This window comes from Micromonospora siamensis (assembly GCF_900090305.1).
Lineage (GTDB): Bacteria > Actinomycetota > Actinomycetes > Mycobacteriales > Micromonosporaceae > Micromonospora > Micromonospora siamensis.
The window spans coordinates 3,638,463-3,660,378 of record NZ_LT607751.1; the positions used below are offsets into that span (position 1 = coordinate 3,638,463).

Sequence of the window (21,916 nt, forward strand, 5' to 3'; positions counted from 1 at the left end):
AGGGCGAAGCTCACGCAGCTTCGGCCCTTTTTTGTTTCCCAGGAGGAATCGAGATGAGCACCGACCTGCACCGTTCCGACCCGCAGTGGCTCACCCAGGCGCGGGCGACGTTGACCGGCGAGTTCGCGGCGCAGACCGCCCGGCTGACCGAGTTGACCGCCGACACCGGCGACCCGGCCGAGGCGCACACCCGCTCCGCGCTGATCGCCGCCACCCGGCAGAGCCTGGCGCAGATCACCGACGCGCTGGGCCGGATGGCCGACGGCAGCTACGGCAGCTGCCAGCGGTGCGCCGGGCGGATCCCGCCGGAGCGGCTGGAGATCCTGCCGCACGCGACCTTCTGCGTGCCCTGCCAGCAGCGGCAGAACGGCTGACCCGCAGGGTCCCCGGGCGGCGAACGTCGCCCGGGGACCACCGGTGCGGTCAGCTGGTGGGGAAGCTGTCCGGGGTGCGGATCCGGTCCCGCAGGAACGCCCCGGACTGGGTGAGCACCGAGGTGCCGGCGTACGTGCCACCGGCGCAGGTGCCCGGCCGGAACGCGGCGCTGCCCTCGGCCGCGTCCGAGTAGGTCCAGTTCGCGTAGCTGATCTTCAGCCGGTCAAGCAGGTCCAGCCAGGCGGTGCTGCTGGCGGTGTCCACCGCGCCGTCACCGGTGTAGGTGACCGTGCCGAACTCGGTGACGAAGAGCGGGAGCCGGGATGCGGCGCGCTGCACCTCGTTGCGGTAGGCGTCCTTGTGCGAGGCGGCGTAGAAGTGGAACGTGTACATGATGTTGTCGGCCCGGACCGGGTTGTTGACGATCTCGTCGGAGTTGCTGCCGTCGGAGACGCCCAGTGAGGACCAGCCCCGGGTGCCGACGATGACCACCGCGTCCGGGTCGTTGGCGCGGATCACCGGGATGACCTGCTCGGCGTAGTTCTTGATGGTGGACCAGCTGACGCCGTTGGGCTCGTTGGCGATCTCGTAGATCACGTTCTTCTTGGCGGCGTTGCGGGCGGCGACCGAGGCGAAGAAGGTCTTGGCCCGGTCCAGGTTGTATGTCGGGTCGCCGGGGGTCAGCGTGTGGAAGTCGATCAGGGCGTACATGCCCCGGGCCTCGGCCTTGTCGACCAGGGCGTTGACCTGGTTGGTGAAGCCGGTCGGGTTGGTCTCGTAGCCCTGCTCCTGCACGTACATGGCGATCCGCAGCAGGTCGGCCCGCCAGTCGCCCGCGAGGGCGTCCAGCGAGGCGTCGTTGTAGCAGTTGGCGAACCACTGCAGGCCGTGGGTGCTCATCCCGCGCAGCTGGATCGGGCGCCCGTACTGGTTGCAGAGGTTGACCCCGCAGACCCGCAGCTGCCCGTTGATCGCCACCGGGGTGGTGCCGGTGGGCGGCGGCGGGGTGCTCGGCGACGGCGTCGGGGTGGGGGTCGGGCTCGGCGAAGAGGTCGTGGTGCTGCCGGTGCAGGCCACGCCGTTGAGGGTGAACGCGGTCGGCTTCGGGTTGGCGCCGGTCCAGCTGCCGTTGAAGCCGATGGTGGTGCTCGCCCCGGTGCCCAGGCTGCCGTTGTAGTCGAGGTTGCGGGCGGTGACGGCGGTCCCGCTCTGCTGGTAGGTCGCTGACCAGCCCTGGGTGACCCGCTGGCCCGCGTCGGGGAAGGCGAAGCCGAGCGTCCACCCGGTGACCGGGTCGCCGAGGTTCTTCACGGTGACGGTGGCGGTGAATCCGCCCTGCCAGTCGTTGGTGGTGTAGGTGACGGCGCAGCCGGTGGCGGCCGAGGCCTGCATGGCCGGCAGGGCCACGGTCGCGCCGAGGGTCAGCGCGCCGACGGCGGCGGCCGTGAGGACGCTGCGCCGGGACGGGCGGGGGACAGGTGTCATCGGGATCGGTCCCTATCTCTGCTGCGGGTGGTGGTGTGACGGCCCGGCCGGACGCGAACTCGCCCGGAGAGTTCGGTGGCGGCAGGGCATCGCGGGAGCGCTCCCACGGGCAGCGTAGATCGGTCGTCGTCTCCGTGCAACACCACCGGCGACCCGGCTCAGCCCGCCGGTGACGCCTCCGCGGTCAGCGGCAGCAGCACCCGGAACACCGTCGCGCCGGGGGCCGACTCCACCCGGATGTCGCCGTGGTGCTTGTGCGCCACGATCCGGTACGAGATGTCCAGCCCCAGCCCGGTCCCGGAACCGACCGGCTTGGTGGTGAAGAACGGCTCGAAGATCCGCGGGCGGATCTCCGGCGGGATCCCCGGCCCGGTGTCGGCCACCTCCACCACCAGGTGGTCGTCGCTGCGCGAGGTGCGTACGGTCAGCACCCCCCGCTCGCCCATCGCGGCCAGCGCGTTGTCGATCAGGTTCGTCCAGACCTGGTTCAGCTCGGCGGCGTACGCGGGCACCGGCGGCAGGCTCCGGTCGTACTCCCGGACCAGCTCGACGCCGGCGGGCTTGCGCGCCTTGAGCATCACCAGGGTGGCGTCGAGCAGGTCGTGCACGTCGACCACCTGGAACGGGGCCCGGTCGAGCTGGGAGTACTGCTTGGCCGCGCCGACCAGCTTGGCGACCCGACCGACCGCGTCGTCGATCTCGCGCATCAGCAGCTCGGTGTCGACGGTGTAGACCAGCCAGCGCACCGCCGCCTCCAGGTCCGCCGGGCCCACCGCCGGCTCCACCTTGGCCAGCCAGTCGGCGTCCAGGCCCCCGCCGACCAGGATCGGCGCCAGGTCCCACCCCTCGCGTACGCCGTGCTCGTCGAGCCAGTCGGTCACCGCGTCCTCGGCGTCGGCGGCGGCCATCGGGGTCAGCCGCGGCGCGGTCGCCACCCGGGCCACCGCCTCCTCCTGCAACTCCACCAGCCGGTGCAGCGCCCGCCCGTCGAGGCGGCCGTCGGCGACCAGGGCGAGCTTGTGCCGCATCCCGGCGACCCGGTCGCGCAGCACCGAGGTGGCCCGCACGGCCGCCGCGGCCGGGTTGTTCAGCTCGTGGGTCAGCCCGGCCGACAGCGCGCCCAGCGCCAGCAGCCGCTCCCGCTCCCCGATGATCGTCTGGGTGTCGCGCATGCCGATGAACAGCCCCTCGAGCAGGTGCATGGCCATCGGGAACCAGGTCCGCACGGCGTGCGCGAAGTCCTCGGCGGGCAGGACGAACAGGTCCGCGTCGGTCACCGCCCGCAACGAGTTGCGGTAGATCTGCGGCTGCTGCTCGTCCAGGTACGCCTGGGTCGCGCCGCCGTACACCCCGCGCTGGTCGGTGCGGCTGATCTCGACGTCGTCGTCGCGGACCCGCCGGTGCAGCGCCACCGTGCCGGCCAGCAGCACGAAGAAGCAGGTCGCCGGCTCGCCCTCGCCGTAGACCAGGGCGCCGGCGGCGCGCCGCTCGACCCGGCCCTGCTCGGCCAGCCAGCCCAGCTGCTCGTCGTCGAGCGCCTCGAACAGGAACAGCCCGCGCAGCTGCGCCGGGGTCAACGATCCGGTGGTCACTGGGCCTCCAGGTAGCGGTGCACGAGGGAGACGGCCATCGCCCCCTCGCCGACGGCCGAGGCGACCCGCTTGACCGACTGGGCGCGTACGTCGCCGGCGGCGAAGACACCGGGCAGGCTGGTCTCCAGGTGGTACGGGTCGCGCGGCAGCGACCAGCCTGCCGGGCGGCGGCCCTCGGCGAGCAGGTCCGGGCCGGTGACGATGAACCCCTGGCGGTCGCGCACCAGCACCCCGTCCAGCCAGTCGGTACGCGGCTCGGCGCCGATGAAGATGAACAGCCAGGACGTGTCGACGGTGCGGGTGGCGCCCGTGCGCCCGTCGCAGAGGGTCAACCGCCGCAGGTGGTCCTCGCCCTGCGCGCCGACCACCGTGGTGTGCGGGTGCACGGTGATGGTGTCGATCCGGTCCAGCTGGTCGATCAGGTAGCGGGACATCGAGGCGGTCAGGTCGGCGCCCCGGATCAGCAGGTGCACCCGGGAGGCGTACCGGGAGAAGTGCACCGCGGCCTGGCCGGCGGAGTTCGCCCCGCCGACGATGTAGACCTCCTGCTCCACGCAGCTGGGCGCCTCGGTGGCGGTGCTGCCGTAGAAGACCCCCCGTCCGGTGAGGTCCGACAGCCCCGGCGCGTCCAGCAGCCGGTACGACACCCCGGTGGCCAGCACCACCGTGTGCGCGGCGATCTCGCTGCCGTCGTCGAAGCGGAGCACCCGGGCCGACCCGGCGTCGTGGAGCCCGACCACCTCGCGGGTGCTCAGCAGCTCGGCCCCGAACTTGGTGGCCTGCCGCCGGGCCCGGTCGGTGAGCTGCGCCCCGGACACCCCGTCGGGGAAGCCGAGGTAGTTCTCGATCCGGCTGCTCTGGCCGGCCTGCCCGCCGGTGGCCCGGCGCTCCACCAGCACCGTGCGCAGCCCCTCGGAGGCGCCGTAGACCGCCGAGCCGAGGCCGGCCGGCCCGCCGCCGACCACCACCAGGTCGTAGAAGTCCGTCGCCGGCACCACGGCCAGCCCGGCGAGGGTGGCCAGCTCCGCCTGGGTCGGCTGCACCATCGCCTTGCCCTCGGGGGTGACCACCAGGGGCAGCTCCGCCTCGGTCGCGCCCGCGGCGTCGAGCAGCCGGGCGCCCTCCGGCTCGTCGGCCAGCAGCCAGCGGTAGGGCACCAGGTTGCGGGCCAGGAAGTCGCGCACCTTGAACGAGGGCGCCGACCAGCGGTGCCCGACCACCCGGATCTCGGTGAGCGCGGCGTCCGGGCTGGCCGACCAGGCGTCGAGCAGGGTGTCGAGGACCGGGTAGAGCTTCTCCTCCGGCGGGTGCCACGGCTTGAGCAGGTAGTGGTCCAGGTCGACCACGTTGATCGCCTCGATGGCGGCGTCGGTGTCCGCGTACGCGGTCAGCAGCACCCGGCGGGCGGCGGGGAAGATGTCCATCGCGGCCTCGAGGAACTCGATGCCGGTCATCTCCGGCATCCGGTGGTCGGCCACCAGCAGCGCCACCTGCTCGCCGCGGAGCTTCACCTCGCGCAGCGCGTCGAGGGCCTCCGGCCCGGAGGCGGCGCGGACCACGCGGTAGCGGTCGCCGTAGCGGCGCCGGACGTCGCGGGCCACCGCCCGGGACACCGCCGGGTCGTCGTCGACGGTCAGGATCACCGGGTTCGCCATGGCGCCCATGAAATCACCCCGCTGACCCCGGCCGCACCTGCCCGCGGCGGGAGACCGGCGCGCACTAAGTTCCGGACTTTGCATAAGGTGCGAAATAAGTGGCCGGCGAGGCCGGATGCCATTGACACTCGTCGCTGCCAACTGGACTCTCGGTGCGCCACCACCCCGACCCCAGCAGGGAGAGCCATGTCGCCGCTGCCCCGCACCGCCAGACCACCACACCACCCCGCCCGCCGGCTGCTCGCCGCCGCCGTCACCGCGCTGCTCGCCGCCGCCGCGCTGGTCGCCGGCCCGTCGGTCGCCTCCGCCGCCGGAACCCTGCTGTCGCAGGGCCGGCCCACCACCGCGTCGTCGAGCGAGAACGCCGGCACCGCCGCCGGCTACGCCACCGACGGCAACCCCGGCACCCGCTGGTCCAGCGCCTTCGGCGACCCGCAGTGGCTCCAGGTCGACCTCGGTGCCACCGCCACCGTCAGCCAGGTCACCCTCACCTGGGAGGCGGCGTACGCGCGGGCGTACCAGATCCAGACCTCGACCGACGGCGCCAGCTGGACCACCGTGTACGCCACCACCACCGGCGACGGCGGCACCGACGACCTCACGGTGACCGGCACCGGCCGCTACGTGCGGGTGTACGGCACCGCCCGGGCCACCGCCTACGGCTACTCGCTCTGGGAGTTCCAGGTTTACGGGACCACCGGAACCGGCGGCGGCTGCGGCGCCACCAACACCGCCAAGGGCCGGCCGGCCACCGCCTCGTCGGTCGAGAACGCCGGCACCCCCGCCTCCGCCGCCGTCGACGGTGACACCGGCACCCGCTGGTCCAGCGCCTTCGGCGACCCGCAGTGGCTCCGGGTGGACCTCGGCGCCGGCCAGAGCATCTGCCGGGTCACCCTGACCTGGGAGGCGGCGTACGCGCGGGCGTACCAGATCCAGACCTCGACCGACGGGACCAGCTGGACCACCGTGTACGCCACCACCACCGGTGACGGTGGCACCGACGCGGTAACCGTCTCCGGCACCGGCCGCTACCTGCGGGTGTACGGCACCGTCCGGGCCACCGCCTACGGCTACTCGCTCTGGGAACTGGCTGTGAACACCACCGGCGGCACCACCATCCCCGGCGGTGGGTCGCTCGGCCCGAACGTGCTCACCTTCGACCCGTCGATGTCCGGCGCCACCATCCAGAACCAGCTCGACACCGTCTTCCGCACGCAGGAGGCCAACCAGTTCGGCACCCAGCGGTACGCGCTGCTGTTCAAGCCGGGCGACTATTCCGGCATCAACGCCCAGATCGGCTTCTACACCTCGATAATGGGCCTGGGCCGTAACCCCGGCGACGTCCGCATCCACGGTGACGTCACCGTCGACGCCGGCTGGTTCAACGGCAACGCCACCCAGAACTTCTGGCGCTCCGCGTCGAACATGCAGGTCTTCCCGTCCGCCGGGTTCACCCGCTGGGCGGTCTCCCAGGCCGCGCCGTTCCGCCGGATGGACATCCAGGGCGACCTCAACCTGGCCCCCGCCGGCTACGGCTGGGCCAGCGGCGGCTACATCGCCGACTCCCGGGTCACCGGCATCGTCCAGCCCTACTCCCAGCAGCAGTGGTACACCCGGGACAGCAACGTGGGCGGCTACCAGAACGCCGTCTGGAACGTGACGAACTCGGGCGTGGTCGGCGCGCCCGCGACCAGCTTCCCGAACCCGCCGTACACCACCCTGGCCCGGACCCCGGTCAGCCGCGACGTGCCCTACCTCTACCTGGACGCGGCCGGCGGCTACAACGTGTTCGTGCCGTCGACCCGGACCAACGCCTCCGGCGCCTCCTGGCTCGGCGGATCCACCCCGGGCACCTCGCTGCCGCTGAGCCAGTTCTACGTCGCGCACCCGGGCGACTCGGCCGCCACCATCAACGCCGCGCTGGCCCAGGGCCTGAACCTGCTGTTCACCCCCGGCGTCTACGACGTCACCGAGACGATCACCGTCAACCGGCCCGGCACCGTCGTGCTCGGCCTCGGCTTCCCGACGCTGATCCCGCAGAACGGGGTGACCGCGATGTCCGTCGCCGACGTCGACGGGGTCCGCCTGGCCGGGCTGCTCCTCGACGCCGGTCCGATCAACTCCCCGGTGCTGCTGCGGGTCGGGACGGCCGGCGCCACGGCGAGCCACGCCGCCGACCCCACCTCGATCCAGGACGTCTTCTTCCGCATCGGCGGCGCGGGCGCCGGCAAGGCCACCACCAGCCTGGTCGTCAACAGCAACGACACCCTGATCGACCACATCTGGGCCTGGCGGGCCGACCACGGCACCGGGGTCGGCTGGACGGTCAACACCGCCGACACCGGGCTGGTGGTCAACGGCGCCAACGTCACCGCCCTGGGCCTGTTCGTCGAGCACTACCAGAAGTACGAGGTGGTCTGGAACGGGGAGAACGGCCGGATCGTCTTCTTCCAGAACGAGCTGCCGTACGACCCACCGAACGCCGCCGCCTGGACGAACGGGTCGATGGTCGGCTACGCGGCGGTCAAGGTGGCGGGCGGGGTGAGCACCTTCGAGGGCTGGGGGATGGGCAGCTACTGCTACTTCAACGTCGACCCGACGATCACCGCGTACCACTCCTTCGAGGCGCCGGTCGCCCCCGGTGTCCGGTTCCACGACCTGCTCACCGTCTCGCTCGGCGGCAACGGCTCGATCACCCACGTCGTCAACGACACCGGCGCCACCGCGCAGGGCACCGCGACGGTCCCGGTGAACCTGGTCAGCTACCCGTGACGGACCCGGCGACGGCGGACGGGAACACCGTCCGCCGTCGCCGCCGCTAACGTCGTCACCCGTGACGACCCCCGACATCACCGTTGCCACCCGGGCGGACCGGCCCCGCGCGATCAGCTCCCTGGTCGCCGCGTTCGCCGCCGACCCGGTCCTGCGCCACCTGTTCCCCGACGACGCCGACTACCCGCGGTACGCCGCCGCGTTCTTCGGCCACCTCTTCGACAAGCGGGTGGACCAGAAGACGATCTGGACCATCTCCGGTGGCGCCTCGCTCGCCATGTGGGACGCGCCGGCGGCCCGGACGGCGCAACCGGACGATCCGCTCGCCGCCCAGCTGCCCGTCGACGCGCTGGCCCGGATGCACGCCTACGACGAGGCGGTGCGCGCCGCCCTGCCGCGCACCCCGTACTGGTACCTCGGCGTGCTGGGCACCGATCCCGCGCACGCCGGCAAGCAGTGGGGGCGGGCCGTCATGGCGCAGGGGTTGCGTCGGGCGGCCGCGGACGGCCTGCCGGCGCTGCTGGAGACCGGCAATCCGGTCGACGTGGAGATCTATCGCCGCGCCGGCTGGGAGGTGGCGCAGGTGGTGACGACCGCTGCGCCGCTGACCATCTGGATCATGCAGCGGTAGGGCGCGCGCCTACGGCGGTCCGGGAATGAACGCGCCTGCGGCGGCATTTCATCAACGCGGCCCGGCCCGCCCGGCTCGGGCGCAGCGCACCGGCCCACCTCCGGTGGACGCGGTGGATCCAGGAGAGGGGTTTCCCGATGAAGGTCAGAAGCTCGCTGCGTGGACTGAAGCGCAAGCCGAACTCGATCGTGGTTCGCCGCAGGGGCAAGCTCTTCGTCATCAACAAGGCCGATTCCCGGCAGAAGGCCCGCCAGGGCTGACACCACACACTCACGGACTCACCCGGAGGTTCGCCATGAGCACCGACAGCTTCCAGCAGTACGACGACGTGGAGGACGACGGCGTCCTCGACGCCTCCGACACCCTCGACGACGGCGTCGGTGACCCGCTGGACACCGGCATCGCCGCGAGCGACCGCTGGTCCGGCGCCGACCGGTTCGGCACCACCGCCGCCGAGGAGCGCGCCGGGGAGTCCCTCGAGCAGCTGCTCGCCGAGGAGGAGCCGGACGTCACCGGCGACGACCCCGACGCCTACGGCGACTCCGACGAGCTGACCCCGCGCGGCTACGAGTCTGACCCGCGCGCCGGCCGGCTGGTCGAGCGCGACGAGGGCTTCGGCGAGGACGACGAGCCGGACTCCGTGGGCCGGGACGTCGGCATCGACGGCGGCGGCGCCAGCGCCGAGGAGGCCGCCGTGCACGTCGTCGACGGCCCGGACGACCGGTCCGACACCCCGCTCTGGTGACCCGCCCGCGACCGCCGCGCCGCCCGGTGCGGCGGTCGACCCACGTCGCCGGTTCGCGGCTTTGTTCATCGCGTTAACCTGGCCCGGCAGGGTCGCCGAGGGGCACGGGTCGCCGAGGGGCACGGCGGAAAGAGGTGGGCGGAGATGGACGCCAGACGTACCACCGTGCGGGACATGCGCCGCGCCAACCGCTCGCTGCTGCTCACCCGGATCTGGCTGGACGGCCCGCTCAGCCGCCACGAGCTGGGCCAGAGCACCGCGCTGAGCCTGGCCAGCGTGAGCAACCTGGTCGGCGAGATGATCGCCGAGGGGCTGGTCGAGGAGGCCGGCTCGGTCGAGTCCGACGGCGGCCGACCCCGGGTGCTGCTGCGGGTGGCGCCCGCCCACGGCTACCTGGTCGGCGCCGACGTCGGGGAGACCCGGGTCCAGGTGGAACTCTTCGACCTGGCGATGACCGCCCTGGCCAAGGCCGAGTACCCGATCGCCGCCGCCGAGCCGGACCCGGACGACGTCGCCGCCCACCTGCTGCACGGCCTCGCCGCCGTGCTGGAGCAGGCCGGCGTCGACCCGGCCGCGGTGCTCGGCTTCGGCGTGGCCGTCTCCGGGACGGTGGAGCGCACCCTCGACGCGGTGGTGCACGCCCAGACCCTCGGCTGGGACGGGGTGCCGCTGGGCGCCCTGCTGCGCGCCGGCACCGACATCCCGGTGCACGTCGACAACGGCGCGAAGACCCTCGGCCAGGCCGAGATGTGGTTCGGCGCCGGCCGGGGCACCCGGCACGCCGTCGTCGCCCTGGTCGGCTCCGGTGTCGGCGCCTGCGTGGTCGCCGACGGGGTGGGCTACCGGGGCGCGCACAGCAGCGCCGGGGAGTGGGGACACACCACCATCGCGTACGGCGGGCGCCGGTGCCGGTGCGGCAACCTCGGCTGCCTGGAGGCGTACGTCGGGGCGGAGGGGGTGCTCGACCGGTTCCGGCAGGCCAACCGGGGCCGCCCCGCACCCGGCGGCGACGAGGAGACCGCCTTCGGCGAGCTCCTGCGCGCCGGCTCGCGTACGGCGGAGAAGGTCCTCGACGAGACCGTCGGCTACCTGGGCGCCGGGGTGGCGACGCTGGTGAACCTCTTCAACCCGGAGCGGGTGGTGCTCGGCGGGTGGGCCGGGTTGGCGCTCGGCGAGCGGTACCTGCCCCGGATCCGGGAGGCCACCGCCCGGCACGCGCTGCGCCAGCCGTACGCCCAGACCTCGATCGAGCTGTGCCGGCTCGGACCGGACGCGGTCGCGATGGGCGCGGCCACCCTGCCGATGGCCCGGCTGCTGCGCGACGGCGGCGTGCCCCGCGCCGCCGCCCGGCCGACCACGGTGACCGCCCGCCCCGGCCGGCGCACCCGCTGACCCGGCCGGGGCGGCGGCCCGGTCAACGCTGTCCGCGCACCCGCCGGACGGTGTCGCGGTACCACAGCGCGCTGCGCTTGGGGGTGCGCCGCTGGGTGTCGTAGTCGACCCGGACGATGCCGAACCGCTTCTCGTAGCCGTACGCCCACTCGAAGTTGTCCAGCAGAGACCAGGCGAAGTAGCCGCGCACGTCCGCCCCGGCCAGCCGGGCCCGGGCCACCGCCCGCAGGTGCTCGGCCAGGTACGCCACCCGGTCGTCGTCGGCCACGAACCCGTCGGCGTCCGGCCGGTCGTCGAAGGCCGCGCCGTTCTCGGTGATCACCAGCGGCACCCCGGGGTAGTCGCGGCCGAGCCGGACCAGCAGGTCGGTGAAGGACTCCGGGACGATCTCCCAGTCCATCGCCGTGCGGGGCAGATCCCGGCGGACCACCCGCCGCACCGGCGCGCCGTCGGCGTCGCGGTCCCGACCCTGCTCGTCGACGCCGGAGAACAGCTGCCCGAAGTAGAAGTTCACCCCGAGCACGTCGATCGGCGCGGCGATCACCGGAAGGTCCCCGTCCTCGACCGGGATCCGCACGCCCTGCGCCGCCAGGTCGGCGACCACGTCCTCGGGATAGCGGCCGTGGATCAGCGGGTCCAGGTAGAGCCGGTTGCCCAGCCCGTCCGCGGCCCGGGCGGCGTCCCGGTCCAGCGAGGTGTCGGTGGCCGGGTCGGCGGTGGCCAGGTTGACGGTGATGCCCACCTCGATCGGCCGGCCGGCTCCCGCCCGCAGCCGCGGCACCGCCAGCCCGTGACCGAGCAGCAGGTGGTGCGCGGCGGCGATCCCGTCGCCCAGGTTCCGCCGACCCGGGGCGTGCACGCCTTCGACGTACCCGAGCATCGCCGAGCACCACGGCTCGTTCAGCGTGGTCCAGGTGTCCACCCGGTCGCCGAGGGCGTCGACGACCAGCTCGGCGTAGTCGGCGAACCGGTACGCGGTGTCCCGGGCCGGCCAGCCGCCGGCGTCCTCCAGCTCCTGCGGCAGGTCCCAGTGGTAGAGCGTGACCCACGGGTCGATCCCGCGGCCCAGCAGCTCGTCGACGAGCCGGTCGTAGAAGGCCAGCCCGGCCGGGTTGGCCGGCCCGCGCCCGCCCGGCTGCACCCGCGGCCAGGCCACCGAGAACCGGTAGGTGTCCAGTCCCAGGTCGGCGACGAGCCCGACGTCGTCCGGCATCCGGTGGTAGTGGTCGCACGCCACGTCGCCGGTGTCGCCGCCCGCCACCGCGCCCGGCACCCGGCAGAAGGTGTCCCAGATCGACGGGGTCCGGCCGTCCTCGGCCACCGCGCCCTCGATCTGGTACGACGAGGTCGCCACCCCCCACCGGAAGCCGGGCGGCAGGGTGTCGATCGGGTCGGCCTGCCCGACGCCGGGGCTCGTGCGGTCGCTGTCCATGCGGGTTCTCCTCGCGGTCACGGGTGGTCGGTCGGGGTCGGTCGTCCGGGCGCCGCCGCGCCGGCCGGGTGCAGCCAGCACGCCACGGCGCGACGCGGATCGTCGTCGGCCGGCGGCCCCAGCGGTGGCAGTTCGCCGACGCAGGGCGCGAAGGCCCGCGGGCAGCGGGGATGGAACGCGCAGCCGGTCGGCATGGCGCGCAGGTCAGGCGGCGATCCCGGGATGCCGGTCAGCTCCCGGCGCGGCCCGTGCAGCGCCGGGAAGGAGTGCAGCAACCCGTCGGTGTACGGGTGCAGCGCCCGCCCGTACAGCTGCGCCGCGGGCGCCTCCTCGACGATCCTGCCGCCGTACATGATGGCGATCCGGTCGGAGAACTCCACCAGCAGCGACAGGTCGTGGGTGATGAACAGCACCGCGAAGCCCAGCTTCCGCCGCAGCTCGGCGAGCTGCCCGAGGATCTGCCGCTGCATCACCACGTCCAGCGCGGTGGTCGGTTCGTCCATGATGACCACCTGCGGCTCCAGTGCCAGCGCCATGGCGATCATCACCCGCTGCCGCATGCCGCCGGAGAGTTGGTGCGGGTAGCTGTCCAGCCGGTCGGCGGAGATGCCGACCAGCCGCAGCAGGTCCCGGGCCCGGGCCCGCCGGCCGGCGCGGGTGCTGTCCGGCTCGTGCGCCCGGATCACGTCGTGCAGCTGGGTGGAGACCTTGTGCACCGGGTTGAGCGAGTTCATCGCGCCCTGGAACACGATGGACGTCTCCGCCCAGCGGTACGCGCGCAGCTGCGCCGGGGTCAGCGTCAGCACGTCGACCGGGGGGCCGTCGACCCGGTGGTGCAGCACCTGCCCGCCGCTGACCACGCCGGGCGGGGGGAGCAGCCGGGTCAGCCCGTACGCCAGGGTGGACTTGCCGCTGCCGCTCTCCCCGGCCAGCCCGAGCACCTCACCCCGGTGCAGGGTCAGGTCGACGTCGCGGACCGCCCGTACCGCCTGGTCGCCGAGTCCGTAGTCGACGCGCAGGCCGCGGATCTCCAGCACCGGGTCGCTCATCGGGTCTCGTCCTCTCCGGTCGCGCCGTCGCGCGGCGCCGGCACGGCCGGTGTCGGCGCCAGGACGGGGGTGAAGCCGACCCGCATCCGGACGGTGCGCCCGTCGGCGGTGCGGATCCGGGACCGTCCGCTGGTGCGCAGCCGGGGGCTGACGAACTCGTCGATGCCGAAGTTGATCAGCGCGAGGGCGGTGCCGAGCAGGGCGATGGCCAGCCCGGCCGGCACGAACCACCACCAGGCGCCCTGGGCGAGGGCCTGTTGGCCCTGGGCCCAGAACAGGATGGTGCCCCAGTTCCAGGAGGAGACCGACGAGATGCCGATGAAGGCCAGGGTGATCTCCGACATCACCGCGAAGATCACGGTGCCGACGAAGCCCGAGGCGATGATCGCGGTGAGGTTCGGCAGGATCTCGAAGCCGATGATCCGCCAGGTCCGCTCGCCGGTGGCGCGGGCCGCCTCGACGTAGTCCCGACGGCGCAGCGACAGCGTCTGCGCGCGTAGGACGCGGGCGCCCCACGCCCACGCCGTGCAGCCGATGATGAGGGCGACCAGCAGGTCGCTGGCCTGCTCCACGACCGAGGTGACGATGATGATCAGCGGCAGCGCGGGGATGACCAGGAAGACGTTGGACACCGCCGAGAGTCCCTCGTCGGCGGCGCCGCCGAGGTAGCCGGCCGTCACCCCGACCAGGATGGACAGGAGCGTGGCCAGCACACCGGCGATCAGGCCCACCACCATGACGCTGCGGGCACCGACCAGGATCTGGCTGAGGATGTCCTGGCCGAGGTGGGTGGTGCCGAACCAGTGCCGGCCCGAGGGCGGCTGCAGGACGTCGCCGCTGCGGGCGTCCGGGTCGTACGGCGCCACCCACGGCCCGATGACCGCGAGGAGGCCGTACCCGGCCAGGACGACCAGTCCGGTGGTGGCCTTGCCGTTGGCCAGGAACCGCAACCGGCGCCGTCTGGCCCGGCCCGACGCGGCCGACGGCGGGGCCATCGCCCCCTGGCCGGGGACGACCTGGTCGAGGCTCGACGGGGAGATCGTCATCGCTCAGCTCCTTCGGGTACGCGGGTCGAGGAGCAGGTACGCGACGTCGGCCAGCAGGTTCGCCACCAGCACGGAGATCGTGATGATCAGGAAGATCCCCTGCATCAGCGGGTAGTCCTTGTAGCCGACCGCCTGGAACAGTTGGTAGCCGAGGCCCGGGTAGGAGAAGACGATCTCCACCAGCAGCGTGCCGCCGACGATGAACCCGAGCGACAGGGCGAAGCCCGAGACGTTGGGCAGCAGCGCGTTGCGGGCGGCGTAGCCGAGGGCCACCCGGCGCTCCGACAGCCCCTTGGCGTGGGCGACGGTGATGTAGTCCTCCGACGAGACGGTGACCATCATGTTGCGCATGCTGAGGATCCAGCCGCTCATCGAGGAGACCAGGATGGTGGCGGCGGGCAGGACGCTGTGCCGTACGGCGCTCGGCACGAAGTACTGGTCGAAGGCCGGCACCAGGCCCGGCTCGTAGCCGCCGGAGGAGGGGAAGAAGCTTCCCGGGCCGGTGAACACCGCGATGGCGACCAGACCCAGCCAGAAGTACGGGATCGAGGACAGGAACGTCGTGGCCGGCAGCAGGCCGTCGACCCAGGAGCCGCGCCGCCAGCCCGCGCCGACGCCGAGCGCGGTGCCGAGCAGGAAGCTGACGATGGTGGTGACGCCGACCAGGCCGACCGTCCACGGCAGGCTGTCGCCGATCACCGTCGACACCGGCGTCGGGAAGAACGTGAACGACAGCCCCAGATCGCCGTGCAGTATCTGGCGCCAGTAGTCGACGTACTGCTCCCACAGGCTCTGGTCACGGTCCAGGCCGAACAGCACGCGCAGCGACGCGATGGCGTCGGCGCTGATCCGGCCCTGGTTGCGGGAGATGAGGGACTGGACCGGGTCGCCCGGCACCAGCCGGGGGATCAGGAAGTTGAGGGTGATCGCCGCCCACGCGGTGAACAGGTAGAAGACCGTGCGTTGCAGCAGGAACCTCATCGCGCCTCCCCGGCGCCGGGTCGCCCGGTGAGCGCGGGCGGTGCCGTCGAATCGGTGTCGGCGGCGGCGGAGCCGGGCGGGTCGGCGGCGACGGTGGCCGCGTCGAAGAGCCAGCACGCCGCCCAGTGACCGGACTCGTCGATGGTCAGCCGCGGCGGCAGGTCGGTGGCGCAACGCCGCATGGCCTGCGGGCAGCGGGGGTGGAAGCGGCAGCCGGCCGGTGGTTTGATCAGGCTCGGCGGTTCGCCGCCGCCACGGTCGGCGCGGCTGGCGTCGGCGCCGCCCACGGCGCCGACGATGCGTTCGGGGTCCGGCGCCGACCCGGTCAGCAGCCGGGTGTACGGATGGGCCGGGGCCTGGGTGACCGTCTCGCTGTCGCCGCCCTCGACCATCCGGCCGGCGTACATCACGATCGTCTCGTCGGCGAAGTAGCGGGCCGAGGCGATGTCGTGGGTGATGTAGAGGATCGCCAGGTCGAGCCGTTGCTTGAGGTCCTGGAGCAGGTTGAGCACGCCGAGGCGGATCGAGACGTCGAGCATCGAGACCGGCTCGTCGGCGAGGAGCACCTCCGGGTCGGCGCCGAGCGCCCGGGCGATCGCCACGCGCTGCCGCTGGCCCCCGGACAGCTCGTGCGGGAACGCGTCCAGGTAGCGCTCGGGCGGGGTGAGGTTGACCCGGGTCAGCAGGTCGGTCAGCGCCCGCTCCAGCTCCTCGCCGCCGCGCCCGGCGTTGCCGTGGATCCGCAGCGGTCGGGTGAGGTGGTGCCGGACGGTGTGCACCGGGTTCAACGAGGCGAACGGGTCCTGGAGGATCAACTGGACCCGCCGCACGTAGGCCCGGAACCGACGGCCACCGCGCACCCGGGTCGACGTGCCGTGCAGGCGGATGTCGCCCGCGGTGCGCGGGTGGAGCTGGGCCAGCAGCCGGGCCACCGTGGACTTGCCGGACCCGGACTCCCCGACCAGCGCGGTCACCCGGCCGCGGCGCAGCGCGAACGACACGTCGTCGACGGCGTGCACCACGGCCGGCGTCCGGGAGAAGAGGTCGCGCAGCCGCCCGCGGACGGGGAAGTGCTTGGTCAGGCCGACGGCCTCCAGCACCACCTCACCGGCCGGCGCCGCCCCGCTCTCGCTCAACGTCATGCTGGGTTCCTGTCTGCACGTGAGGGGCGCCTCCCCGGCCGGCCCCGAGCCGGCCGGGGAGGCGCAGGGTGGGGTCAGCTGCCGGCGGGCTCGAGATGCAGGACCACGTCCAGCGCGTTGGGCTGGGTGGGCTGCAGGGCGCCGTACGGGTTGGCGTCGTCCGGCCAGCCGGTCCAGTTCTTCGTGCTGTACGCGCCGCCGATGTTGTCCGCGCCGACCGGGATCATCGGCATCTGGTCGACGAAGACCTTCTGCAGCGTGTTCAGCGCCGCCGTGCGGGCCGCCTCGTCGGTGGCGTTGGCGTAGGCGACCAGGGCGGCGGTCGCCTCCTTGTTGTCGAACCGGCCGAAGTTGCCGGCGGGCGAGGCGGTGCCGATCGGCTTGAGCTGCCGGCCGTCCATGATGGTGCGGTAGATGTCGTACGGCGTGGCGCCGCCCTCGGTCCACCGGAAGGTGCCCTCGAAGTTGCCCTGCTCCACGTTGCGGAACCAGGCGTCCTGGTTGGCCTTGTCGATGGTCGCCGCGATGCCGATCTTGGACAGTCCGTCCTTCACGATCTCCAGGCTGGTCTGGTAGTCCGACCAGCCGGCCGGGTCGGTCAGCTTGATCGTCACGGCCTTGCCGGTCCGGTCCTTGAGCGTGGTGCCGTCGAGCTTGTAGCCGGCGCCGGTGAGCAGCGCCTTGGCGCCCTCGACGTCGACCTTGTGCTCCTGGCCCTTGAACTCCGCCGCGACGAACGAGTCACCGGCCGGGCTGGGCAGCCCGGTCACGCTCTTGACCTCGGGGTGGAAGTATCCGGCCTCGGCGGTGGTGAAGATGTCCGCCCTGTCGATGACCATGTTCATCGCCCGGCGCAGCGTCGGGTCGTCGAACGGCTTGCGGGTGGTGTTGAGGTAGAGGCCGTGGATGCCGAGGATCGCCGGCGCCCACACCTTGTGGTGCTCCTGGTCCTTGGCGACGAAGACGGTCTGGTAGTTGGGGATGAAGACGAAGCTCCACTCCGACTCGCCGTTGGCCAGCGCGGTGGTCTGCGCGCTGTTGTCGGTGTACGACGTGTAGCGCAGCTCCTTGACCTTGGGCGGGGCCTGCCAGTAGCCCTTGTCGCGCACGGTCAGCGTGGTGGTGGCCGGGGTGAACGACTTGAGCGTGTACGGGCCGCTGCCGACCGGCTGCTTGACCGGGTCGGTGGTCGGGTCGCCGATCTTCTCCCAGAGGTGCTTCGGCACGATCGGCACCCGCCACAGCACCTTCTGCTGGTTGACGAACTGCGGGCTGGCCATGGTGATGGTGACCTCGTTGCCGCTGGCCGTCGCGCCCGTGTAGGGGACGCCCTGGTCGTTGAGGGCCGGGTACTTCTTCACCAGTTCGTAGGTGAACGCGACGTCCTCCGCGGTCACCTTCTGCCCGTCGGACCAGGTGGCGTCGTCGCGGACGGTGACCTTGACCGAGGTGTAGTCGGCGGACCACTCGGCCTTGGTGGCCAGCCACGGCTTGAACGCCTCGGCCGGCTTGACCGGGTTCCACATCATCAGCGGCTCGTAGATCTGCCAGCGGTACCCCAGCGAGGCGGCGGCCGAGGTGGTGAGGAACGGGTTGTTGTTCTCGGCCTGTGGGCCGTTGGGCATGCCGATGTTGAGCACGGTGGCCGCCGCGCCGTTCTTCTTGCCGGCGTTCGGGCTGTCGCCACACGCGACGACCCCGGTGGCCAGGGCACCGGCCAGCGCGACGGCGAGGAACTGCCTTCTTCTCATGGAGGTCTCCCTCGATGGTCCCGCGTTGGTCGGGCGGGATGTGGTGGATGGAGGGTGTGCGGTGCCATCGCCGACGGGCGTGCTGCCGGCGGTGCGGGTGGTTGGTCGAGCGGTGCGAGGGTCAGGTGGCCCCGGTCGAGGCGCGGACGGTGAGGCTGGTGGGGATGACGGTCGGCGGGTCGGGCAGTGGCTTGCCGGCGAGGTGGCCGATGAGGGCCCGGGCGGCGGCCGCCCCCATCTCGCGCAGCGGCTGGCGTACCGAGGTCAGGGGCGGGTGGGTGTGCCCGGCCAGGGGCAGGTCGTCGAAGCCGACGACGGCGACGTCCGTCGGGACGCGCCGGCCGGCGTCGCGCAGCGCCTGGAGGGCGCCGGCGGCGGAGAGGTCGTTGTGCGCGAAGACCGCGTCGAAGTCGACCCGGTCGGTGAGCAGCCGGCGTACGGCGGCACGCCCGCACTCGAAGGTGAAGTCGCCCTCGACCAGGCGGTCGGGTGCGACGGGCAGGCCCGCCTCGGCGTACGCCTCGGTGAAGCCGGCGGTGCGTTCCCGGGTGCAGCCGAAGCGGCGCGGCCCGGTGACGACCAGGGGACGCCGTCGTCCCCGGTGCAGCAGGTGGGCCGCCGCGCTGCGGGCGCCGGCCTCGTTGGTGGTCCGCACCGACGGGAAGCCCGGCTGGTGGCCGCGGTCGTCGACCAGGACCACGGGCAGGCCCCGGCGGTGCAGTTCGGTGATGTAGTCCAGGGTGCCCTCGGGCTCCACCACCAGCAGCCCGTCGAAGGATCTCGCCGAGACCTGGGAGGCGAAGCGCCGCATCGACTCGTCGCCCCGGTTGCAGGTGAACAGCAGCAGCCCGTACGCCTCGGACTCGACGACGTCGACCGCGCCCTGGAGCACCTCGCCCATCCAGGGCCAGGTGAGCGCGGGCACCAGCATGCCGACCACCCGGGTGCGTCCCCGGGCGAGGTTGACCGCCCGGGCGTTGGGGACGTAGCCGAGGTCGGTGATCACCGCCCGCACCCGGTCGGCGGTGCGCCGGTCCACCTCGCCCTTGCCGTTGAGCACCCGGGAGACGGTGGTCTTGCTGACCCCCGCCCGGGTGGCGACGTCGACGATGGTGATCGGCACGGGACGCTCCCGTCGGCAGCTCGGTGGGGTGGCGCGGAACCGGTTGCGGTAGCGGTTCCGGTGGCAGTCAACCGAAGCGACGCCATCGGCGTCAATAACGAGGACGTAACGAACCATGCCTAATTTCAAGATCTTAAAGAAGCCTCCGGCGTGCGCGGACCCGCTCCGGCCCGGCCGCACCGGAGCTGACCTGCGTCGATGGCTTTCGGCGTCGGCCGGCCGGACGACCAGCGCCGGCGGTGCGGGGTGACCGGGCGGCAGGGAGGGAAGTGCGTGCGACGGTCGTTCCTCAACCGGTCGGGCAGCCTGCGGTGCACGCCGCCGGTGTTCGCCGAGGTCGCCGAGGAGGAGAAGGCCCGGGCCGCCGTGCTGCGCGCCCGGGAATCGGGTACGAACCTATCTTCCTAGGACGCCGTGGGGATGGTGTCTCGCGCCGCACCGCGACTCCCGCACTGCCCCAAACGACCGTTAAGCTGACTGGGTGGGACACGAGGAGCTGTACCCGGCCGACCGGCTCGCCGCCGCGCGCAACGCCACCGCCGCGGCCGGCCTGGACGCGCTGCTGCTCACCCCCGGCTCCGACCTGCGCTACCTGACCGGGTACGACGCGCACGCCGGCGAGCGGCTGACCTGCCTGGTGCTGCCCGCCGAGGGGGAGCCCACCCTGATCGTTCCCACCCTGGAACGCCCGGCCGCCGAGGCGTCCCCGGCGCCGGCCACCGGCGTCCGCATCGTCGACCACGGCGACGGCACCGACCCGTACCCGCTGCTGGTGGCCGCCCTGGGCGGCCCGGTCGGCGCGGTCGGGCTGGCCGACCGGATGTGGGCCGAGCAGGTCCTCGCCCTGCGGGCCGCGCTGCCCGGCGCCGACCAGCGCCTCGCCTCGGAGGTGCTGCGGGAGCTGCGGATCCGCAAGTCGCCGGCGGAGGTGGCCGCGCTGGCCGAGGCGGGCGCGGCGATCGACGCGGTGCACCGGCGGATGGGGGAGTGGCTGCGCCCCGGACGCACCGAGGCCGAGGTCGCCACCGACATCGCCGCGGCGATCCGGGCCACCGGGCACGTGAGCGTCGACTTCGTCATCGTCGCCGCCGGCCCGAACGGCGCCAGCCCGCACCACGGCACCTCCGACCGGCCGATCAGCGTCGGTGAGCCGGTGGTGGTGGACATCGGTGGCACGATGCCCTCGGGTTACCGCTCCGACTGCACCCGCACCTACGTCGCCGGCGGGCCGGCGCCGGCCGAGTTCGTCGACTACTACGCGGTGCTGCACGAGGCGCAGCGCACCGCGGTGGCCGCCGTCGCGCCGGGGATCACCGCCGAGGCGCTGGACGCGGTCGGCCGGGACGTCATCACCGCCGCCGGCTACGGCGACGCCTTCCTGCACCGCACCGGGCACGGCATCGGGCTCGACGGCCACGAGGAGCCGTACGTCGTCGCCGGCAACCCGCGGCCGATCGAGGCCGGCATGGCGTTCTCCATCGAACCCGGCATCTATCTCGCGGGCCGGCACGGCGCCCGCATCGAGGACATCGTCGTCTGCACGCCGGACGGCGTGGCACGGCTCAACACCACCCCCACGGAGCTCATCGCGCTATGAACGTCGACCGCATCCTCCCCACCGACGAGGCCCGCGACCTGCTGGACCTCGCCACCGAACTCGCCGACCGGGAACTGGCCCCGAAGGCCGCCGAGTTCGAGCAGCGCGCCGAGTTCCCCCGGGAGGTGCTGCGCACCCTCGGCCGGGCCGGCCTGCTCGGCCTGCCGTACGCCGAGGAGCACGGCGGCGCCGCCCAGCCGTACGAGGTGTACCTCCAGGTGCTGGAGATCCTGGCCAGCCGCTGGTTGGCGGTGGCCGAGGCGGTCAGCGTGCACACCCTGTCCTGCTACCCGGTGGCCCAGTTCGGCACCGACGCGCAGCGCAAGCTGCTGCCCGACATGATCGGTGGCGAGCTGCTCGGCGCGTACTGCCTCTCCGAGCCGCAGGGCGGCTCCGACGCGGCGGCGCTGACCACGAAGGCCGTCCGGGACGGCGACGACTACGTGGTCACCGGCACCAAGGCGTGGATCACCCACGCGCGGGTCGCCGACTTCTACAACATCTTCTGCCGCACCGGCGGGCCGGGCGCGAAGGGCATCTCCTGCCTGCTCGCCGACCGGAACACCCCCGGCATCGCGCCGCAGGCCGCCGAGCGGACCATGGGCCTGCACGCCTCCCCGGTCGCGCAGATCGCCTTCGACGACGCCCGGGTGCCCGCCGACCGGCTGATCGGCGGCGAGGGGATGGGCTTCACCATCGCCATGTCCGCCCTGGACTCCGGCCGCCTCGGCATCGCCGCCTGCGCCGTCGGCCTGGCCCAGGCCGCCCTGGACTACGCCGTCGGCTACGCGAAGGAGCGGCAGCAGTTCGGCCGGTCCATCATCGACTTCCAGGGCCTCGGCTTCGGCCTGGCCGACGCGGCCACCCAGATCTCCGCGGCCCGCGCCCTGATGCTGGCCGCCGCCCGGCTGCGCGACGCCGGCCGGCCGTACTCGATCGAGGCGGCCAAGGCGAAGCTCTTCGCCACCGACGTGGCGATGCGGGTGACCACCGACGCGGTGCAGGTCCTCGGCGGCGCCGGCTACGTGGCCGACCACCCGGTCGAGCGGTACATGCGCGAGGCGAAGGTGCTGCAGATCGTCGAGGGCACCAACCAGATCCAGCGGCTGGTCATCTCCCGCGCCCTCGCCAAGGGCTGAGCCGGTCCG

At 73.0% G+C, this 21,916-nt stretch carries 18 protein-coding genes; 8 read left to right on the plus strand and 10 right to left on the minus strand.

The genetic code is table 11. The features are described 5' to 3' along the window. Positions 1–53: 53 nt before the first annotated feature. Positions 54–374, plus strand: coding sequence for a TraR/DksA family transcriptional regulator (locus tag GA0074704_RS16815; RefSeq protein ID WP_088971383.1), 321 nt, complete (start codon positions 54–56; stop codon positions 372–374). A gap of 49 nt (positions 375–423) precedes the next feature. Here the strand turns inward: GA0074704_RS16815 and GA0074704_RS16820 are convergent, their stop codons facing one another. The 3 genes from GA0074704_RS16820 to GA0074704_RS16830 form a co-directional block, all read right to left on the minus strand. Beyond that, positions 424–1,860: a cellulase family glycosylhydrolase gene (locus GA0074704_RS16820; RefSeq protein WP_088971384.1), complete on the minus strand. Its 1,437-nt coding sequence runs from the start codon at positions 1,858–1,860 to the stop codon at positions 424–426. Positions 1,861–2,018: 158 nt separating this feature from the next. Next, the gene (locus GA0074704_RS16825) at positions 2,019–3,452 is read right to left on the minus strand and encodes an ATP-binding protein (RefSeq protein WP_088971385.1); all 1,434 of its coding nucleotides are present in this window, start codon (positions 3,450–3,452) and stop codon (positions 2,019–2,021) included. Then, positions 3,449–5,116: an FAD-dependent oxidoreductase gene (locus GA0074704_RS16830; RefSeq protein WP_231926488.1), complete on the minus strand. Its 1,668-nt coding sequence runs from the start codon at positions 5,114–5,116 to the stop codon at positions 3,449–3,451. Before GA0074704_RS16830 ends, GA0074704_RS16825 begins: the two co-directional genes overlap by 4 nt. A gap of 177 nt (positions 5,117–5,293) precedes the next feature. Here GA0074704_RS16830 and GA0074704_RS16835 point away from each other — a divergent pair, with 177 nt between their 5' ends. The 5 genes from GA0074704_RS16835 to GA0074704_RS16855 all read left to right on the plus strand — a co-directional run bounded on the left by GA0074704_RS16835 (position 5,294) and on the right by GA0074704_RS16855 (position 10,647). Beyond that, positions 5,294–7,879 carry a discoidin domain-containing protein gene (locus GA0074704_RS16835; protein ID WP_088971386.1) on the plus strand — a complete coding sequence of 862 codons (2,586 nt, stop codon included), beginning with the start codon at positions 5,294–5,296 and terminating at the stop codon, positions 7,877–7,879. 61 nt (positions 7,880–7,940) lie between these two features. Continuing rightward, positions 7,941–8,510, plus strand: coding sequence for a GNAT family N-acetyltransferase (locus tag GA0074704_RS16840; protein WP_088971387.1), 570 nt, complete (start codon positions 7,941–7,943; stop codon positions 8,508–8,510). Positions 8,511–8,647: 137 nt separating this feature from the next. Continuing rightward, the gene (locus GA0074704_RS16845) at positions 8,648–8,770 is read left to right on the plus strand and encodes a 50S ribosomal protein L36 (protein ID WP_088971388.1); all 123 of its coding nucleotides are present in this window, start codon (positions 8,648–8,650) and stop codon (positions 8,768–8,770) included. A 35-nt stretch (positions 8,771–8,805) separates the two neighbouring features. After that, on the plus strand, positions 8,806–9,255 hold the full coding sequence (locus GA0074704_RS16850; protein WP_088971389.1) for a DUF5709 domain-containing protein: 450 nt from the start codon (positions 8,806–8,808) through the stop codon (positions 9,253–9,255). Between the two features lie 144 nt (positions 9,256–9,399). Then, positions 9,400–10,647 carry an ROK family transcriptional regulator gene (locus GA0074704_RS16855; RefSeq protein ID WP_088971390.1) on the plus strand — a complete coding sequence of 416 codons (1,248 nt, stop codon included), beginning with the start codon at positions 9,400–9,402 and terminating at the stop codon, positions 10,645–10,647. A 22-nt stretch (positions 10,648–10,669) separates the two neighbouring features. Here the strand turns inward: GA0074704_RS16855 and GA0074704_RS16860 are convergent, their stop codons facing one another. The 7 genes from GA0074704_RS16860 to GA0074704_RS16890 form a co-directional block, all read right to left on the minus strand. Beyond that, positions 10,670–12,079, minus strand: coding sequence for a GH1 family beta-glucosidase (locus GA0074704_RS16860; RefSeq protein WP_088971391.1), 1,410 nt, complete (start codon positions 12,077–12,079; stop codon positions 10,670–10,672). 17 nt (positions 12,080–12,096) lie between these two features. Beyond that, positions 12,097–13,128 (minus strand): ABC transporter ATP-binding protein, encoded by a 1,032-nt coding sequence (locus GA0074704_RS16865; RefSeq protein WP_088971392.1) that lies wholly within the window; start codon positions 13,126–13,128, stop codon positions 12,097–12,099. Beyond that, on the minus strand, positions 13,125–14,174 hold the full coding sequence (locus tag GA0074704_RS16870) for an ABC transporter permease (RefSeq protein ID WP_088971393.1): 1,050 nt from the start codon (positions 14,172–14,174) through the stop codon (positions 13,125–13,127). Before GA0074704_RS16870 ends, GA0074704_RS16865 begins: the two co-directional genes overlap by 4 nt. 3 nt (positions 14,175–14,177) lie before the next feature. Further along, positions 14,178–15,155 carry an ABC transporter permease gene (locus GA0074704_RS16875; RefSeq protein ID WP_088971394.1) on the minus strand — a complete coding sequence of 326 codons (978 nt, stop codon included), beginning with the start codon at positions 15,153–15,155 and terminating at the stop codon, positions 14,178–14,180. Further along, positions 15,152–16,297, minus strand: coding sequence for an ABC transporter ATP-binding protein (locus GA0074704_RS16880; RefSeq protein ID WP_088971395.1), 1,146 nt, complete (start codon positions 16,295–16,297; stop codon positions 15,152–15,154). Before GA0074704_RS16880 ends, GA0074704_RS16875 begins: the two co-directional genes overlap by 4 nt. 74 nt (positions 16,298–16,371) lie before the next feature. Next, entirely contained in the window at positions 16,372–18,048 is a 1,677-nt protein-coding gene (locus tag GA0074704_RS16885; RefSeq protein ID WP_088971396.1) for an ABC transporter substrate-binding protein, read from the minus strand. Between the two features lie 121 nt (positions 18,049–18,169). Then, a complete protein-coding gene (locus GA0074704_RS16890; RefSeq protein WP_088971397.1) occupies positions 18,170–19,171 on the minus strand; it encodes a LacI family DNA-binding transcriptional regulator in 1,002 nt (333 codons plus the stop codon). A 481-nt stretch (positions 19,172–19,652) separates the two neighbouring features. Here GA0074704_RS16890 and GA0074704_RS16900 point away from each other — a divergent pair, with 481 nt between their 5' ends. Next, positions 19,653–20,768 (plus strand): M24 family metallopeptidase, encoded by a 1,116-nt coding sequence (locus GA0074704_RS16900; protein WP_088971399.1) that lies wholly within the window; start codon positions 19,653–19,655, stop codon positions 20,766–20,768. Continuing rightward, positions 20,765–21,907 (plus strand): acyl-CoA dehydrogenase family protein, encoded by a 1,143-nt coding sequence (locus GA0074704_RS16905; protein WP_088971400.1) that lies wholly within the window; start codon positions 20,765–20,767, stop codon positions 21,905–21,907. Before GA0074704_RS16900 ends, GA0074704_RS16905 begins: the two co-directional genes overlap by 4 nt. The last annotated feature ends 9 nt before the right edge of the window (positions 21,908–21,916 follow it).